At 48.8% G+C, this 19267-nt stretch carries 11 protein-coding genes and 1 tRNA gene; 2 read left to right on the top strand and 10 right to left on the bottom strand.

Annotation, left to right across the window (positions count from 1 at the left end):
* Nucleotide 1: 1 nt before the first annotated feature.
* Nucleotides 2-316 carry a putative quinol monooxygenase gene (locus V7723_RS14785; protein ID WP_335685258.1) on the top strand — a complete coding sequence of 105 codons (315 nt, stop codon included), beginning with the start codon at nt 2-4 and terminating at the stop codon, nt 314-316.
* Between the two features lie 91 nt (nt 317-407).
* On the top strand, nt 408-2477 hold the full coding sequence (locus V7723_RS14780; protein ID WP_335685257.1) for a tetratricopeptide repeat protein: 2070 nt from the start codon (nt 408-410) through the stop codon (nt 2475-2477).
* Here V7723_RS14780 and V7723_RS14775 read toward each other — a convergent pair.
* From V7723_RS14775 to flgK, 10 genes are all read right to left on the bottom strand, one after another.
* The gene (locus V7723_RS14775; protein ID WP_335685256.1) at nt 2474-3247 is read right to left on the bottom strand and encodes an SDR family NAD(P)-dependent oxidoreductase; all 774 of its coding nucleotides are present in this window, start codon (nt 3245-3247) and stop codon (nt 2474-2476) included. The two genes, V7723_RS14780 and V7723_RS14775, sit on opposite strands and share 4 nt — an antisense overlap.
* A 22-nt stretch (nt 3248-3269) precedes the next feature.
* Nucleotides 3270-3671, bottom strand: coding sequence for a Zn-ribbon domain-containing OB-fold protein (locus tag V7723_RS14770; RefSeq protein WP_335685255.1), 402 nt, complete (start codon nt 3669-3671; stop codon nt 3270-3272).
* Nucleotides 3668-4837, bottom strand: coding sequence for a thiolase domain-containing protein (locus V7723_RS14765; RefSeq protein WP_335685254.1), 1170 nt, complete (start codon nt 4835-4837; stop codon nt 3668-3670). The genes V7723_RS14770 and V7723_RS14765 overlap by 4 nt, the downstream gene beginning before the upstream one ends.
* Nucleotides 4838-5033: 196 nt before the next feature.
* The gene (locus V7723_RS14760; protein ID WP_335685253.1) at nt 5034-6494 is read right to left on the bottom strand and encodes a lytic transglycosylase F; all 1461 of its coding nucleotides are present in this window, start codon (nt 6492-6494) and stop codon (nt 5034-5036) included.
* 179 nt (nt 6495-6673) lie between these two features.
* Nucleotides 6674-12373, bottom strand: coding sequence for a two-partner secretion domain-containing protein (locus V7723_RS14755; RefSeq protein ID WP_335685252.1), 5700 nt, complete (start codon nt 12371-12373; stop codon nt 6674-6676).
* Between the two features lie 42 nt (nt 12374-12415).
* Nucleotides 12416-14104, bottom strand: a complete 1689-nt coding sequence (locus V7723_RS14750; RefSeq protein WP_335685251.1) for a ShlB/FhaC/HecB family hemolysin secretion/activation protein — start codon at nt 14102-14104, stop codon at nt 12416-12418.
* A 330-nt stretch (nt 14105-14434) separates the two neighbouring features.
* Nucleotides 14435-14511: transfer RNA gene (locus tag V7723_RS14745), tRNA-Met, on the bottom strand.
* A 102-nt stretch (nt 14512-14613) separates the two neighbouring features.
* Nucleotides 14614-15759 (bottom strand): tRNA 2-thiouridine(34) synthase MnmA, encoded by a 1146-nt coding sequence (gene mnmA / locus V7723_RS14740; protein ID WP_335685250.1) that lies wholly within the window; start codon nt 15757-15759, stop codon nt 14614-14616.
* Between the two features lie 95 nt (nt 15760-15854).
* Nucleotides 15855-16814: a flagellin gene (locus V7723_RS14735; protein WP_335685249.1), complete on the bottom strand. Its 960-nt coding sequence runs from the start codon at nt 16812-16814 to the stop codon at nt 15855-15857.
* A gap of 10 nt (nt 16815-16824) precedes the next feature.
* Nucleotides 16825-18921: a flagellar hook-associated protein FlgK gene (flgK, locus tag V7723_RS14730; RefSeq protein WP_335685248.1), complete on the bottom strand. Its 2097-nt coding sequence runs from the start codon at nt 18919-18921 to the stop codon at nt 16825-16827.
* Nucleotides 18922-19267: the final 346 nt, after the last annotated feature.

The raw sequence follows: 19267 nt of genomic DNA, 5'->3' as shown, positions 1-19267 counted from the left end.
AATGCAGATTGTAAATGTCGTTGCCATGATCGAAACAAAGTCCGACATGAGGGATGAAGTATTGAGTATGTTTAAGGCAAATGTTCCAGCTGTTCTTGCTGAACAAGGTTGTATTGAATATGGCGCAGTTGTTGATGCTGAAGGCGTTGGTAGTTTTCAAGCAAAAATTGGCGAGAATAGTTTTGCTGTCATAGAAAAATGGGAAAGCATGGAGGCTCTAATGGCCCATGCTGTCTCTGATCATATGAAAGCCTATGGAGCTAAAACAAAGGATATGCTTGCTAATCGTACAATTCATATTCTGACCGAAGCATAATTTGATTGTAGAGTGCGCTTCTTTTTGAACGAGGAAGCGCATTTCTTAACTTCACAACCTACTTTTTGGGAGCGATAAGGAAACAGCCTTGATGAATTCAAAAGCAATCGCCAAGAATGGTATCGTGGCTTCCCTAGTCACCGTCCTTTCCCTAATGCCAGCCACATTTGAAGCTGTGGGGGCACCGGAAAAGACCGAAGTTGTTCAAAAATCTTTTAATGTTTTTGACATGCCGAGAATGTCCACGCAACTCGCGTTCGTACTTGGTGCTCTTAAAGCAGGGAAATTTGAACTTGCAGAGAAAGCCTTACAAAAAGTAATTACCCAATACCCTGATCGCGCGGAAAACCACTTTCTTCTTGCAACAATTTTAGCGTCTCAAAACAAAAAAGACCCGGCACTCGATGCACTGACATTGGCGATAGATAACGGCTTTCAAAATTCTGAAAGATTGCAACAGGACCCAAATCTTAAATCTGTAAGACTCACTCTGCGTTTCAAGGAATTAGCGGAAAGAGTCTTGAAGATTAAGGCTACGGAAACCGGTAAATCTGATAAAAAAATTGAGGCCTATCATGTCAAAGCAAATAACGCCCTCGTAAGCGCCTCTAACACAACATGGAACCCACGCTTTGGAATACTGCTTAGTAGGTTTGATTTTGACTCACGCCGTGTCGCGCCATTGACCGTTCAAAGGGAAACCGGAGACCCAATAGCAAAACAACTGAATGAATGGTTCCGACGAGGGTTCGCAGCTGGGAATAATGGTGACCTGTATGATAACAGGGATCATCAGCACTCCGCTCTGAGAATAAGCGATTTCCCGCAATTTGGAATTGTCGAATATAGCCCAGAGGCGAAGGACGCCGGAATTGATTACGGCCTGAATACAAAAATCCTATTCAATGCCCCAACAATTGGTAACTCTTCAACCGGCATAAATGGTTTAGGCAGTCAGGCAAGTTTAGCTTATATTCTCCCATTCGCAGCCCAACGCCTTTACATTCAGTATGCTCAAAATCATTTATATGTTTATCCAGCAGTATCTGACTACTCCGATAAAAATGGCGATGTTTTGTCTGCCACCACGCCATATATGATCATTTCGTTGGGAAAATCTGGCTCCGACAGACCGTTTCTTAAAGCTTTGGCGAGTATTCTTGCGGCGTTTGATCCGAATGTGAAAGACGGCTTGGTTAAACGAAGTCTGCTCATGCCGACCGTGCAGATGATCCTGCGAGAAGGCCAGATACCATTACAGAGTGCAGAGGACTATTTAACATATAAAGCACATCCACCTGTGTTTGACGGGCAAAATCTTGATGTTATTCGCATGATTGTCATGGCACAGGAAATGAAACTGGAAGATGTCCCTCCGATGGTATCCCTTTCAATGGTAGATGAAAGCAAGCCAAGGAACGGGATCGATGATTCTAGCCGGATATTGCCTGAAACACTTTTCAAAACACCCGGCGCAATTGCGCGGGTTGTTCGCTCTTCGGCGAAAAATACAACGCTTGAGGTTAGCGCAGAAAAAACAAAAATACCGCCGGGCCAAAAACTCACCTACCATTGGGTGGTTCTGCGTGGCGATGCCAAACGCATCAAGATAAACCCAAAGAATGCCGACGGCAGCGTCGTGGAGATAACCGTTCCCTGGCATGACAGGTTTTCCGCCCCTGAAAGGCCTGAATTTCAAACCCACAGGGTGGAGATTGGCGCGTTTGTGAATAATGGAACATACTATTCCGCCCCGGCATTTGTCAGCTTCCTGTTTCCTACCAATCAAAGAAGAAGCTTCACCAAAGACAATAAAATCGCATCAATTGACCACCGTGCAGTGGAGGGTAAAAAACCCTATGTAGATCCGCAGGTTTTTGCCGACCGCGATTGGCGAGACGATTATTCATATGATGAACAAGGATCCCTCATCGGCTGGCGCCGCACCCGGGGTAGCGTTATTAATGACTATACTTCCGATGGCTATAAAGTCATCACCCGTGATACTCTTGGCCGCCCGCTAAAAGTGGAAAGAATCAAATATGTCGGGAAACAAAATAATCCCCGGCAACGTTTCATTGTAGAAACCGCAACCGGGGATTTTGCATTATATCAATATCAAAATGATACGGATAGAACAGGCGTCCTAAAAAAGAACTAATATCCGATATGCGCCCCGCCATCGATCGAAAGATGCTGCCCCGTAACGTAGCTCGACGCTTCTGAGAGCAAATAACAAACACTTTTTGATACTTCTTCCGGTGTTGAGAAGCGCTGCAAAACAATTTGCGCCATATAGCCATCTCGGAATTTCTCAGACCGCACTGTTTCGGTCATTTCGGTTTCGACCACACCAAAGCAAGCACTGTTCACCCGAATACCATAGCGGCCCCATTCCTTTGCGGCGCTCATTGTGATGCCGAGAACACCAGCCTTGGCCGCACCGTAATTTATCTGCCCAATTGTACCGCGGCGCCCGGCAATGGAAGAAATATTGACGATGGAACCCGGTGTTTTGTCTCCATCCTTGGCGCGTTCAATCATATGTCGACCGACGGCTTGCAGGCATAGAAACACCCCCGTAAGGTTTACATCGATCACCTGTTGCCACGTTTCAAACGGCATTTTATTGATCATCGCGGCGCGTACAATACCCGCATTGTTGACCAGGCCATGAATGGCTCCGTTTTTCGTTATGGCATTTGCCACCATATCCTGAACAAAACCAGGCTCAGCAACGCTACCCACATGGACTTCTGAATTTTCTGGGCCCAGTTTATCGCCCAGCGCTTGCACTTTATCAGCTTGCATATCGACAAGAATTGCACGTCCGCCCAGGGAAACGATAAGCTCTGCCGCAGCTTCACCGACGCCTTGTCCAGCACCGGTAACGATAATGTTGCGGCCTTCCAGGCTCATAGGATTAATCATTTTCTTTCCTTCTTTTCTTTTTTTATGCGGGCTCAAACATTGGTACGGACACACCTGCTGTTTCTGTTTCAACAAAGGTCACTTTAACGGCTTGCCCAATTTCCAATGCATCAAAATCGCAATTGACGATATTCGTCATCATTTTGATTTCTGCATCTTCCACCGTTACATAGGCGATTGCATAATTGGGTTGGGCCCGGCGCATCACGCTGAAAGAATAAATGACGCCTTTACCGCTCGATTCCACGTAGTAAGTGTCATCACTGCCGCAATGGGGGCATATAGTTCGGGGATAATGATGTGCAGAACCGCAGCTCCGGCATTTCTTGACCATCAATTTACCGGCACTTGCGCCGTCCCAATAAGCCTGTGTTTCCTCATCAATATGAGGGGCGGGAATTTCACGAGTATCGATCATATTCATACCCTTTCCATTATAAGTGTTGCCGCACCATGACGCGTTCCCAATGAGCCGCCTGTTCCATGTGCCAGAGCCAAATCACAGTTCGGCACCTGAACTGCCGGATGTGCTTCTCCGCGCAATTGACGAACGGCTTCAATGACTTTCGTCATGCCACCGCGATTTGCCGGATGGTTATTACACAGGCCGCCGCCATCCGTATTAAACGGAAGCTTTCCTGTGCCAGAAATCAGGTTTCCGTCAGAGACAAATTTACCGCCCTCTCCTTTTGCGCAAAATCCAAGATCCTCGAGCTGAATCAAAACTGAAATCGTGAAGCTGTCATAAATGGAAGCATATTTTATATCGGCTGGCGTGACGCCGGCTTCTTCAAAGGCGATTGGGCCAGAGCGAACGGCACCGGAATAAGTAAGATCAACGCGCCCGCCCATTTGATGCTTGGGGGATTCACCTGCTCCGCGAAGTTTAATCAAAGGGCGGTTTAATTCCCGCGCAATTTCTGGTGCAACCACGATCAGCGCCCCACCGCCATCGCTGATCACACAACAATCAAGACGATGCAATGGATCAGAAATCATTGGCGAGTTCACCACATCTTCAACAGTCACAACATTCTGGAGCATGGCGTTGGAATTATGCTGCGCATGATGTGAAGCCGCAACCTTGATCCAGGCCAACTGTTCGCTGGTCGTTCCATACTCATACATATGGCGCTTTGCACACATGGCATACATATTGGCAATAACCGGTCCATACGGAAATTCAAACGGTACGTCTGGAACGCCATCTCCATAAATTCTGGGCTTGGTACCGGTTGCCATCCCTTCGGCTCGGGGTTTCCCGGCGAGAGTTACAAGAGCGATCTTGCATTTTCCTGCCTTAATGGCCTGTGCTGCATGCCCCACATGTAACAAATAAGACGACCCACCTGTTTCAGAGCTATCCAAATGCCGCAAGTTGAGGCCCATATAATCGGCCATCGACAATCCGCCTAATCCCGGCGCGTCACCGGCGCAAAAATAACCGTCAACATCGTCTTTGGTTAAACCGGCGTCTTCCAGAGCGCCCTTGGCCACCTCGGCGTGCAATTGCGCAAGAGATTTGCCAACAGCCTTCCGCGTTGGATGCTCAAACGCACCCGCGATATAGGCTTCTCCGTTAATTGTCATTGAATTATGCACCTTTGTTATTTTTATTCATACGTGAATGTATGTTTATGAATCCTACCCTAGCAAAGCTGGTCTGATGTTTCAATTACCTTCTTGAAAAGGCGGAAATACGAGACAGCATTATGATCAAAATCCCGCGAACTCGCCAACTTTGATCTTTCAGCGAAGGTATTTCCGGCGTCACAATTAGGACGCTCTAGTTTTCTGCCGCCGAATTCTGCAATTGGGCTCGACGATATACGGTATAATAAAGATAAATATTGAAAACATAATCAACTGTTTCCCGCCCAATTTCCTTGGCGGCGACATATTCCACATTCTGAAACCATCGGTCTGGATCAAGTTTCTGCGCCTCTGCTTTTTTCCGAAGTTTGCGGATGCGGGTTGGGCCTGCATTATAAGACGCCAATGCGAGAAGCTGCTGATTAAACGGATCAACTGCGGCGTGGCTGATATACTGATCCATAATGAAGCGGAGATATTTTCCGCCCGCATGAATATTATTTTTCGCTGTTGAAATATCAGGTATATCGACATTTGGATCAGCCGCCGTCGAGGGCAGTAGTTGCATGATGCCAACGGCGCCAGCTTTACTTTTCGCCTTTTGATCGAGCCTCGATTCTTGATATCCTTGGGCAAGCAAAAGCAACCAATCCAAATTATATAATTCCGCCGCCTCCTGAAATAACTCCGTATTTTTATAGACCTTATCAAGTTCACCTGGATCCAACGCCTGACTAATCACGCTGGTGGATTTCAAATATCGGTTGATAATAACATTCCCGAACAAAGTCCCCTCTTTGGACTTCTTAACAAAACTGTTTACTGCCTTCGCGAGGAGCGGGCTGTTTTTACGAAATGCCCAGCCTATTTTTCCGTCGTCGCGCAAAACTACCTTTGGATGGATTTCCAGGTTTTTATATATCTGAACCCATAAATCAGCTTTGTGCTTATCAATGATTAACGCCGGGATAAGCTTGCTATTCATCATGGCCATCAGATCTTCATCTTCCAGATGATCATCGACCATAACCAGTTTGATAGGTTTCTTTTTGGCTTTCTTGAGGGCGGCATTGGCCTTTTCAAGACTATTGAAATAACTGCTTGAACGGCGCACATGAACAGTTTTCCCGGCCAGGTCATCAATGGATTGAAAAGGTCCAGCCGATTTATGGGTAACCAATATCTCCTGGATATTGCTCATCACAGGGGCCCCGAAATCAACTTGCTTCAAGCGTTCCGGCGTTATGGTCAAGTTACCCGCCGCGATATCACCGGCACCATTGATCAAGCCCGGCAATAACTGATCCCGTGGTGTCGGGATTATCGCCACCCGCATTCTCAGCGCCTTTTTCTTTCTGCCTTTATTCAACGCCCCTTCGAATGATTTCAGCCATTCATAAGTTAGCCCCTTCCGGTCCGGACCATCAAAAAAGAAAAAGGTTTTGCTATAGGGTACAAGAACACGAAGGATACGTTTTTCTGCAAGAACATCATAATCGCCCGTATACCGCTCAAATTTCGGGCCTTTGTCTTCTTGTGAGACTTCCGTTTTCTTCTTTGACCCATCTGGCTTCGAGGTCGTATCGGCGTCACCGTTCAAGGCAAAAATTAGCGTGCCTATGAGAAGCACGGCAGCCACTGCCACCAGCCCCATGGTATACTTCAGAGAAAACCGAGTATTCATCATAACCGTGATTGTTACGCAATCCGGTTAAGGGTCAAGCTAATTCAACATTTACAGCAAATACCAAAGAAAAAATGTGCGATCGAACATATTCCCCATTCGACCGCACCGCCCCTCATTCACCTATGGAATGCTGCCAATTCGCGCAATCAGGCATCGACGTCTGTTAGCGTATGAAGGCTATCAAGAGATCTTTCTTCTTGATTATCTACCAAGGTACTCTGGTTAAGATTAATAATAATCGCGGTATATCCAGCCTCCAGTAATTCCCCTAAACTTTTAACATCATGAACCATTATAATTTTCGGTTTTGTGCCCCCTCCTGCCGGGCTTATTGCCGCCAATCCAAAACCGTCTGGTAAAATAATAGCACCGGTTTCTGTTATATAGGCGTCAGCCGGAAGTTCGAATCCCTCCACCACATATTGTTTGACCTCGGCCTCGCTTTCGCCCAGAACTACTTCATCATTTACTTTCAGAATCCCGTCGCCAGTATCCAAGTTGTCCGGTTCTCCGTCGACGGTCCCTGTTTCGGACTCTATTTTTATGGTTCCCCCACTAACCTCAGCATCGATGGTTTTAGATTCAATCGTCGCACTTTCCGCCTCGACTGAGCCTGTAAAATCATTTTCTGCCGTCACGGTTACTGTTTGACCAATAACATCGGCTTCTATGTTATCCGCGTCGACGACAACGGTTTCGGCTTCGACTGAACCGGAGTACGTATTCTGCGCCTGCACCGTTGCTGTTTCTTCCACTAGTACATTCGACGTAATGTCATCAGCACTTAGAGTGGCGCTCTTTGCCGTCACATTTGCCTCAATGATACCGGCGCCGCTTTCTGATGCCTCTGCCGTAACGGTGGCGGTTCCCGTCGCGGTCACTTCGGAGAAGACCTCGTTCGCCTTCACGACGACCTTTGTTGCTGAAACTGTCCCTTTGACCGACCCGACAGTGCCATCGGTTTCCACCGCCGTCACAGTGGCGGTTTCCGTGGCGGTAACTTTCACATCTATCGTCGTCGCTGTCACGTCAACATTTGTTCCTGTAATATCACCCGTAATGCCAGTTGCAGCGGCTACCGAAGCCGTTCCATCAGTCGCCTCTAACGAGCCGGTCACAGAACCGTTTGTCGCAGTTGCCGTCACGGATTCTGCCGTTATATTTCCGTCAATATTTTGTCCCGCGGTGACTGATACAGTGCTTTCGGATTTTATGGGACCTGTAATCGTTCCATCCACCATACTGGAAACGGCACCCAGTGCATTCAGCGTTTGCTGGGTAAAGGTCTGATCGCCGGTTTGAGCGGCGTCAAAGGATCCTTCCAGATAAACTGTCGCCGCGTTAAAGTTATTGGCAGTAACCGTCATTGACCCTAACCTTGTGTCACTGGTTCCGGCGTTTTGAAGAGATACTGAACCATTGGCACTTGCCTCACCGGTTCCAGAGCCGGCAACGAACGCCGCACTTTGAGCGCCATTCGTACGTCCAAAAATATTACCCGTAAAAATAATATCCCCTGCTGCACTGTCTGACTGCGTCGTGTTAAATTCCGTGTCTGTCTGGGTAAGGGTAACGGGCCCTGAGAAAGTGAGATTATTTGCGGAATATTGATTACCCTCTAGATTAACCGCCGCTCCTTCAACATTCACCGTACCCAATCGGGTGGTCGATCCCAATGCATCCGTTGTTACTGTACCGGTTGTGCTCATGCTCAACGCCTGCCCGCCGGCGGTGTTACCGTCAATCTTCTGTACGTTAATTCCACCGGCACCGGCCGTCAGGCTGGTGTCTCCATCAAGAATAACGGCAGTCTCAAACGTAATCCCGTTACCGGAACTTGTGATGTCTCCCTGGATAGATGACCCAGAAGTATTGAGCGTCAATCCGTTGACCGTGGTGTCTTCGAAGGAAAAAGCGAGAACTTTGTTATCGATGACATCTTCCGCATAGGTCCCTGCCAACACCTCAATTGTACTTCCGGACGAAGCCGTATCGAGGGCTTTGCTAATTTTCATCGCCGTGTCATTACTGCCCGTACCAACCGTGTAGACATTTGTATTCGCGGTCCCATCCCAACCGAGGATATAGCTGGAATCGCTGCTACCCAGTGATGTAGCTAAATCCACAGCTGCCTGTTGTTTCGCTTGATAGAAGGTGAATTGGCTCCCGCCGGACCGGAAATCGCTGTTAAAGACCGTATAGTCGAAATTAGCCAGATTGAGATCGGTGAAATTATTAGTGTCAGAGCTATCTTGTGTGTAGAGGCCATTGGCTTCTTCAAATGTATTATTATCCGCATCAATATTGATATTACTTGTTTGTTGATCATAAGACCTGTTTGCCTGATAAATCGCGACACCGCCCCAGGCATTTCCTTTCGTTGTTGAGCCGGATATGGTCACATTGGCCGTATCTGTCAGCTGGATGCCCGCCCCATTTGTCTGGATCGCTTCATCCGTGAGAGATCGACCATCAGCCGTAAAGTTTGTTATTACCGCACCATTTACACCATTCAGATCTAGCTCAGCTCGCCCAGATCCCCGAACAGTCACATTTGAAATAGCAAAGTCCGTCAAACGACTAGAGGCTGCCCCGCCGGGGCTAACCTTGATACCATAACTGGTCGAAACATTCGCCACCGGACCGTACAAAGTGAAATCGCTCAAGCTGACATTATTCGCGGAAACAGAAATTCCATAACCGGAAATCGCCGACCCATCCAATATAGTGCTGTCTTCACCTGCGCCTTGCACGGAGATGCTTGTTGATATTCGAAGAGTGGATGACAGGCTATATGTCCCGCTCCCAACATGGACGATATCTGATGTTGACGCTAAGCCAATGCCGTCACTGATACTCCCCCCTTCAGTAACGAATACATATCCATCCCGAAGGCGCGCCAGACCAGAATATCCATCTGCGGAATTCGTGCCGTCCTTTATTGTCTCAGCGACTGCCGAGAGTTCCGCCACTGTCATGCTTTCAGCAGTAACGCCGTCAAAACTGTTGCCACTGAAATCGAACTCGGTTCCGGAGCCAGTATAAAGACCGATATTTACAGTATTGGAGGAGAAATCATTATTCGTGACCGTCGCCGAAACTGGATCCGATCCCGCGCCCAGTCCCAATCCTTCAAACTTGTTATTGCGGAATTTATTGCCTGAAATGCTTACGCCACTTGGCCCGTCCACAGACATGCCAACATAATTTCCGTTAAAATCGTTGTTCAATACTTGCGCGCCGGTCGCACCGGGATTGAGGTAAACACCCGTCGCCCAGCCGGAGAAGCTGTTATCTTGAATAAGAAGCCCGGTTTGATCCCCACCCGAAACAGTCAGGATACCGCGATATGCATCACCATCCACATCTCCGGAGCGGGTAAAAATAGTGTTTTGAATGGTGGTGTCTTTTGCGCCGGCTTTGATATAAATAGCGGTTTTGGATCCTTCAACCACAGATCCTTCTGCTAACGTGAGACCATCAATGGTCGTTCCATCCGCATCACCGGAAATTTTGATGCTCCCGGTCAAAATGGTTTCATCCCCAGAGCGGCCAACTGCACTAGCACCCGATTGCGCCCCATTTAGTGTTAGACCGCTTGTCTCAATCGACACGTCGGCGGCATAAGATCCTGCCAAGGCCTCAACCGTATTACCTGTTGAGGCGGCATCGACAGCATCCTGAATGTTCGCAAATATCGTCTGGACCGTGACATCATTACCATCCATTATATAGACGCCCTTATTCAGGGTGTTGTTATTGATGAAATTGAGAAGGTCAACGTCTCCCCCCGGCAGCGCGTCATAGTCGGCCGTCGTGTAAACTTTGATCACCACACCCTCATTACCCATAGTCACGTCATTGTTCTTAAAGACATTCTTGGACGAGCCGATGCCAAATGCTTCCACCGGCACATCAACGGGATTACCGTTCACAACAATGTCCTTGGTGTCGACACTAATTATATTGCCTGTCACGGTGTTTGAATTATTTTGCAGGCTGATGCCGACGACGGCGTTAGTAATGGAATTATCAGTAAAAACATTGTTTCCTTCGACAATCGCTGTCTGCGTCTGGATCCCCGTCAAAACATCATCAATTTTGTTGTTGGAAACGGTAATTCCTTCGCCGACAACGGCGACGCCGACATGCTGGCCACCACCGTCAATATTAAACCCGGCAAGCGTTGTCCCGTCTGCTCTCAACCAAACAACCTTCTGTATATCGCCAGAGGCTTCTCGTTTAATCGTCGCACCTTCACTCCCGGTGATGATTACATTTTCTGGCCCATTTGTTTTCGTATTGAATTCACTATATTCTCCCTCAGCTACATTAATTTGAGAATTTGCAACCGCGATATCCACACCATCCTGAATATCGGCACCGTCGGTAATGTTTACGGTGCTGGCCTCGCCTTCCAGCGATTGTTTCGAGCCGAGGTTGATGTCTGCGTTCAGGTTGACAGTCAACACACCGTCATTATTCTCATCAATCAGCGACAATGTATTACTGTTGGTTTGGTTGGAACTGTCTATTTCCGCGTCAACAGTAATGCTCTCATTCGCCTTTAAGATTAGACTTGAGCTTGCCAGATTGCTGACAATCGTATTAGCACCGATGGTAGATGTTCCATCCCCGCCCGTTTCAATTACGGTCAGATTATCCGGATCAATAGTCCAGCTACCCGTTTTACCAGCCGCCGCAAGCGTATTCACAGTAATACCGTCGTCGATTTTAACCGCCTTGCCGGAGGTTTCGATGAACCCGCCGTCGCCGCCCTTCGCGCCGCCTTGGGCAGAGAAGCTACCGGAATATTCGCCAAGTTCGTCAGCGTAAGCAACAAAAGTACCGCCGTCGCCGGACTCCCCTGCATCAAGTTTTATGTTCGCTGCCGCCTGAGTGGTTATCTTGTCACCGGTGACGGAAATTTCCCCGCCGCCCTGGGCACCGGATGCATCTAGGGTCCCTGCGATCATCACTTGGTCGCCGCCTAGAATAATCTTTCCGCCAACAATTGTTGCCGATGCGGCACTTGTCACGCCATCAAGATTAATAATCGCATCGACCAGATCGCCAGCGGCCCTGGCGGAAATTTCTATTGTCCCGCCCGCCGCAATAATTTCACCAAGCTGTTCGGCTTTCGCCGTATCCGCGCCAAGCCCGATTTCAATCAATTGGTCGCCGGCAAGGTCCAAGGTAAAGGTTTCGCCAGCGGCCAATGTGACCTTGCCCAGACTGGCCAGAATGACACCGTTATTTCTGACATGTGGTGCGACAAAGGCAGCAAGCCCGCCTTCCCTGATGGTGATCTGCCCTTCGTTGACAACCGAGCCACGGCCACCTTTGGAAAGAACAAGCCTATTATCCCCTGCCATAAATTTGTTGGTATTTATTTTCGCGGTCGACGCAATCAGGCCGGCCACATCAATTTTTGCATTGCGTCCGAACATCACACCATTGGCATTCAGGATCCATACCTGGCCGTTTGCTGTCAGATTTCCGTTTATCTGCGACGCGTTACTTGAGGCGGAGACGCGATTGACCGCAATTGAGCTTGAATTCGGTTGGTCATAATTTACATGCGCCTTTTCACCAATATCGTAGGTACGCCAATCGATCACTGCGCGATTAGACGTTTGTTTAACATTGAGTTTCGCACCGCTCTGCTTGAAAGTTGCGGCGCCGCCTGTCACCTTTCCGTCCGTCGGCAAGGCATTATTATCCAGCGCCATCGCACCGGTGCTGCCAAAAGCAACCGCCATCATACTGGCCGTTGCCACAGATTGCGTCAGAATCGTCGAGCATCGAAGCGAGCTTAAAATTTCTTTTCTAAAATTTGTCTTCATTTTATTTCCTGACCTGAATGGGCGGCGCGAACATTAAAAAACTCAAAAAGAGGTACTGACAGAGAAGAACAATCGAGTATTGCGATCCCCTTCCGCATTGACATTGCGACTAAAGGGTTGGGCAACAAACATTTCGGCATTCACCTGATCATTGATCGTTGTGCGAAACCCGGCGCCCAGAGATAGGATTGACTCCCTTGTATTGTCTCCTGCCAACGTGTCGGTTTGGGCAACCACGCCACCCTCATAAAATCCAAAAAACTGAGAATTGGACATCCAGGGAGCTTGTTCTGGTGGCGTGTATTGAAGCTCAATACTGCCAGCCAAACCTTTTTCACCAGAGATTTCCGACGGATCAAAAGCGCGACTGAAATAACTGCCGCCAACGCTCCACTCTTCCGATGATAATAAAGTATCGTTAAAAGAAGTCTGTCCGGCTGCCGCTAACAAGAGGCTGAAATCGCCGACAAGCGGCTGCCACCGAGAAACATCGAAATTCAGGATTTGATAATCATTATCTGCACCTGCCCGAGAAAGATTGGCATCCCCATTTTTCGACGCCCCAAACCAGGACACGCCGCGATAATAGCTGACAGAGGCGGTATTATACCCTCCCTGATCGTCCAGTCCGTTTACAAACAGCCGGAGATAGGCATGTCGTATCTTATCATCGAATGCCGGCTGCAACACGACGTTTTCTGACGACACATTGCCGCCATACATACCTATTGTTCCACTAAAGTTGAAATCCCGGGCACGATAGAAAGGATAGGATAGCTCGACCCTCAGCGCCTCAGCCTTGCCTTTCGTGTCAATATTTTTCAGCTCCTCTCCTGGCCGAGTTCGTGAATAACTGTACGAGGAAAAAAGCGACAAACCGTCGGCCGTTAGAGGCACTTGGTAACTCAAGGCCCCATAGGCCATTTCCGGGCCTGTATCTGGCGTAACCACTGCGGTTACACCAACCTGCCCTGCCAAATCGAACATATCATTGGCAAATACCTGGCCAATGATTTCTTCACGTCCAAGATATCGGCTACTGTAATTATCCACCGCTAAATAGGCATCAAAGGGTTTCATCTCGACGATCAAAGTCAAATCCGCGGCACCGATCTCGGCTTCCGACGGCGTCAGCACACTACGAACTGTCAATCCGGCAAGATCCCCCGCGAGTAACAACTCGCGCTCTAGAATGGCGGCGGTGAGCGGACGGGTCTCTTTGATGCGTTGGGCTTGCTCCTCCAGCAACCTGCGGGCACCGCCAGCGTCCCCTTGAATGTCAATCTTATCGATAAAACCCTCAACGATCTGGATCTTCAAAAAACCATCGTCGATCTGTTGGGCCGGCACAATTGCCCGTGACAAAACATACCCACTTGCCCGATACAAGGCCGTAACCTTGTCTGCCAAATCATAGACATCCTGCAAGGTTATCTCGCGGTTGAGGTAAGATTTGGCTGTCTCCTGCAACTGCGCATCTGGCAGGGTTTTCGACCCTTCAAATACGACCCCCTCAATTTCAAACTTTTGCAAGTTCGTGCTGCCCTCTGGCCGCGTTTCCGGCACGGCCGGGAGCTTCAGCGGGGCCTGCAACGTCGGCGTTTCCGGTCGTGGGCGAACCCGTTCGTCAATTCGACTGGGGTTTGCCGAACTCTGCGCCCACGCGTGGGACGGCGAAACCGCCATTAAAAGAACTATGACGGTCCTGAAAAACCAAACTCTGTTGTACACGCTTTTCTCCAAAAATACTGAACAGGCAATCCCCCAAAAGCTCGTTCAACGTTTTTTACTTTGAGTTTCGGCAATAATTTTGCGTCGACGTTCGGCAATACAACAACGCACGTCTTTCGGTTTCCTAATGCTCTTAATATGTGTAAAAGATTTGGATATTTGAAGCTTTACATTGTAACAAAATGTCAAAATAGTGGCAAAACTCGGGCGGGAATTAGGCGTGAACACCACAGTGAGGCGCCTAAATGTGTACGCATTTGCGTCTAAAGACTATGGTTTTTGGAGAGGTTCGGACAGCGGATGCAAGATCGGCTATTGCAACGAGGGTAGTGGTGGCTCCTCCCAGACTCGAACTGGGGACACATGGATTATGATTCCATTGCTCTAACCGACTGAGCTAAGGAGCCGAGAGGCGCCCTCCTCACCAACCAAATACACGCAAGGGGGCGTTTCGAAGCCCGGTTTTTAGGGTTTTTCCGGTGCGCTGTCAAGCGAGGAAATAAGAATAATTACGCCTGTAGCGCTGTATCTGCTGCAATTGTTATGGGCGCCTCGGTTCCGACAATCCAGCCTCCACCCAGCAAGCGGTCATTTTCATACATAACGCAAGCTTGTCCCGGTGAAACGCCGCCTTCCGGATTCTCCAGATGAACCTCCGCCCAATCTTTCTGCGCCCCGTAAACAGTTGCCTTCATCGGCGTCTGCGTAGAGCGTACTTTGACCAGAACTTCTGTTCCATTGAGACTAAGCGAAGCATCGCCGATCCAGTTCATGTCGCGCAATGTCAATTTGGATACAAGCAAAGCGTCTGCGGGGCCCACAACTACTCGGTTTTGATCTGGGTCGATGCGGGTCACATAAAGTGGACTTCCCGTCGCCACACCCAAACCGCGGCGTTGGCCAACCGTGTAATTTATAATGCCCGTATGCCGACCCAGGATCTGTCCTCGTAAATCGACAATGTCGCCAGCGACACCGGCACCGGGGCGCATCCGTTCGATCACTTGCGCATAATTCCCGTTCGGTACAAAACAGATATCCTGGCTTTCAGGCTTCGCAGCGACTTCCAGGTTATACTTATCGGCCAAGGCCCGCGTTTCCTCTTTCGTCAAATCGCCGAGTGGAAAACGCAAATAATCTGCTTGATCCTGGGTTGTTGCAAACAGGAAATAACTCTGGTCTTTGACAGCATTTCGACCACGATAAAGACGTGCGGATCCATTTAAATCATCCCGCCGGATATAATGACCTGTGGCCAGCGCCACGGCCCCAAGATCTCGAGACGTTTCCAACAAGTCGCGGAATTTCACTGTTTGATTGCAGCGAACGCAAGGAACTGGCGTTTCACCACGAAGATAACTGTCGGCAAATTCCTCCATAACGCTGTCCTGAAACCGGCTTTCATAATCCAGAACATAATGGGGAATACCAATGGCTTCAGCGACACGGCGCGCATCATGAATATCCTGCCCAGCGCAGCAGGCGCCTTTTTTCTGCACGGCCACGCCATGGTCATAAAGTTGCAGGGTAATGCCAACCACATCATAACCTTGATCTTTCAACAACGCAGCCGTTACCGAACTATCGACACCACCTGACATGGCGACGACGATACGGGTATCTTCTGGTGCTGTATCAAAACCTAATGAATTCATGGCGCGCAATATAGGCGCCGCCAGTGATTATGCAAGTATTTCGGCAAAATTCGCCGAAAGGCGAGGAATATCCGAGATTATCTTAAAGATCCAAACTAGATGAAGTTGAGCAAGCTCAACCGGTTAATCTGGCTTAACACATTGTAGGAAGCTTCCAGCGCAAAGTTCTTTTGATTTAGATTAGTAATAGCTTCTGCAGAATCGACATCTTCAATACCGCTAACCAACCCTTTAGCCTGATTAATCTGCAAGGAGAGAACTTCTTGCGCTTCCTCTATGGTTTTTTGATTCAAACCATTATCCCCGCGAAAGGCGCTTATGTTATTCACGAGCTGCTCGATATTGGCTATTTCACCAATCAGGAAATCCTGATCTTCTGAACTCAGGGGCGTTGTAAAATTTCCTGAAGGACCGGTTGGAACCGGCGTTGTCGTTGGTACGATACCATTCTGCCACATGGCCATGCGCTGAAAGGCCGTCATAATTTCAAGCCCCAAATCTTCAGCGAGAACACCAACTTCCAAGGTTCTATTCTCATCAATGCGAACGGCGGATTTAAGATCGTTGTTCTGGAATATATCTGTCGGCGGCTCCGCTGCTAACAGGAGATCATTAATTGACGAAATATTCACAGGTGCAACATCACGGTTGGTACCGGCGAAAAGATAACCTTCAGTGTTTTGACTGTTAAGGAAATTCAGAACATTTTCGAATGCGCCTTCGACGGTCGCATAAAGTCCTTGTGTTGATGCCGTGTTAATGGCGGACATAACGGCGCCTCTAATATCATTACCCGAACTTTCGATGCCGGCCATGGCCTGGTCATAGCTGGATAACCGATTAAGGATGAGACTGTTATTGGCCTCATGCTGGTCCAACCTTGCCAGCAAGGATTTAGCGCCGGCAAGACTTGTGACATCCATGTGGATATCTTTGTAAAATTCGGCAACGTGTCCAGTGGTAACTTGCCGCTGGGCGTCAGCTACCTGTTTCTGGCTATTCATCATGTCCGTGATACGCATCTGGCTTTGCTGTGCGGTCGAAATTCGAGTCATTTTATTTCTCCTAAACCATGGTCAGCAAAACGTCATACATTTCGCGCGCCGTAGTAATAAGCCGCGCAGAAGCGTTGTACGCGTTCTGATAAATAATAAGATTGGCAAGCTCTTCGTCCATGTTAACGCCGGACACCTCCTGCATGCGGCTGTTCAAAGCCCCGGACAGCGCCGCCCTGTCAGACTGCAAACTGTCAGCCCGTGCGGCATCAAGGCCTGCTTTGGCAAGAACCTGAGCAGCAAAATCCGTGACGGTTACGGTCGAACCAACCAGGCCACCAATCGAATCGAAAGTCATGGCCGTTGTTGCCAGATCCTGAAACGCCAATGCGCCGCGGTTATCCGCAAGCGTTATGGCCGGGGTTCCTGTTGGATCAATTTTTGCCAATGCCAGCAATTCTGGATTGTCGCCAATATTCGACATCACACCATATTCAAGCCCGGCATCACTGGGATACCTAACCCCGACACCGAACATATCAGGAAAACTTGTGCCTGTTCCAGCGCGGTCCGAGCTGTCCGATACAACATTTATTGAATACGTATCAAAACCAGAACCACTGGAAAACTTTAAGGCACCATCAGCATCCAAAGAGGCCGTCGTATACGGAGAAAGCCCCGCATTAAGAGCCGTTACAACATCACCCATAGTGCCACCGATAGCACCGAAATTCACGGTCACTGATATGGGCTCCTGTCCGTCTGGCCCACGGAAAGTAAGCTCAGAGACGCCCGTAAATCCGTGCGCATCCGAAGCACTCAGTCCAGTGTCGAACGACGTATCAATTTTGGCATCAATCAAGTTGTTCATACCGAAGAAATGGGAAAACCCGCGGCCACCACGCTCTGAAGGACTGCTCGCATCTTGCGCAATGCCGACGCCCGTCGCACCGCCCTGCGCCGTCATGGTCAACACTCCGTTGGCAAGAGATAAGGTTCCCCCACCAAGCGCACCATTTACCTCGGCCAGTACATTGGCCACTGTCGACGTACCCGGATTGTCAAAATCCACGGTATAGGAAGACTGAATATTGTTTGCGGCATCAAAGCTGTAGAAAGTTGCTTGGCCTGTAAAACCATGAGCGTCACCAGCCACAACACCGGAACTCCGACCCGTCATGCTGGCCGGTGGCGGAACCGAAATATTATCATTATGAACAGCATTGAATTGTTCAGCGACACCAGACGCCAAGGCCCCAATCTGCGCAGCCATGTTAGGCAGCTCAATATTACGCATATCAAGCCAACCGCGCATCGATCCGCTTTGCAATTCTGGGTCAAGTGGCTGACCGGTTGCCGCGACCGTCTTCGTTGTCACGTCATATACATTAATAGAAACCTGTTCGAACTGGGTCTCAGCCGTCACGATTGCGGCGGGTGAATAGACCAACTGTCTTGGCTGAAAATCAAGAAGCTGCTGTCCGGCATCTGTAACAACCGCAATGGCGCCGTCATTCATTGGATATGTTTTAACATCCATGATTTTGGAAATATCCGTAAGCGCCTGATCGCGTTGATCCAGCAATTCGCCTACAGGCTGACCACTCAATGTTGCCGATTTGATTTCCTGGTTTAAGTCGTAAATCCTCAAGATAGCCTGATTTACAACCTCAACTTCTTCGGCGATGTGGGAGTCCGCTTCTTTGCGGAGGTCCTGTATTTGTGTCAGTAACCGGTTCGTCTCGACGCCAAAATTTTCGATCTGAGATAATGCTGATGACCGGGCTATAGACATTGTTGGATCGACAGATAATGCGGCAAAGGCAGCGTTCATGCTATCCAGCTTACCGGTAAGGGACTTATTGTCTGCGGGATCACCAAGCAGGGATTGTAATTGCGCATGTATTTCCGACATGGCTTTGTACTGCTCAGATCCGGCAGTCGCTAACCGAAGCTCTTTAGCAATAAATTCGTCAGTTACCCTACGCACTTCTGAGATTTCCACACCAGCACCGATGCCATCGACCACAATTGCCCCGTAGTCCACGACCTTGCGGGCATATCCTTCTGTCTGAACATTGGCAACGTTGTTCGCTGTCACATTGAGAGCGGCCTGGTGGCTCAGCATCCCCGTCACACCTGCATTTAAAATGGCATTCAAGCTCATATCAATTATCCTTCAACTGCCGGAAGTTTCGGTCGATCAACGGTAAATTCAGCCCACACCGGGTAATTACTACCTGTTTAGGCTTTCTGATCTGGTCAGATCTTTCGTCCGCCACAAAACATCTAACTCGTTGTTCTATTTCATATTTCATCAAATTTACCGATTTTAGTGGCACTTATAGTGAACCCTTATGCAGGCCCTTCACCCCTTTAATAAGCAATATCGATGCCAACTTATGCTGGAAGAGCTTGTCCACATGCCCCGACCCGACAAAAACAACACTTCTATATAGGGGGGTGTGAAATTGACCTTTGATCAGCGCTGCGACTATCCCGACGGTTTATTG

Origin of the sequence: Sneathiella sp. (genome assembly GCF_036960985.1) — a bacterium.
Taxonomy (GTDB): Bacteria; Pseudomonadota; Alphaproteobacteria; order Sneathiellales; family Sneathiellaceae; genus Sneathiella.
This window is presented reverse-complemented; position numbering and strand designations above follow the sequence as displayed.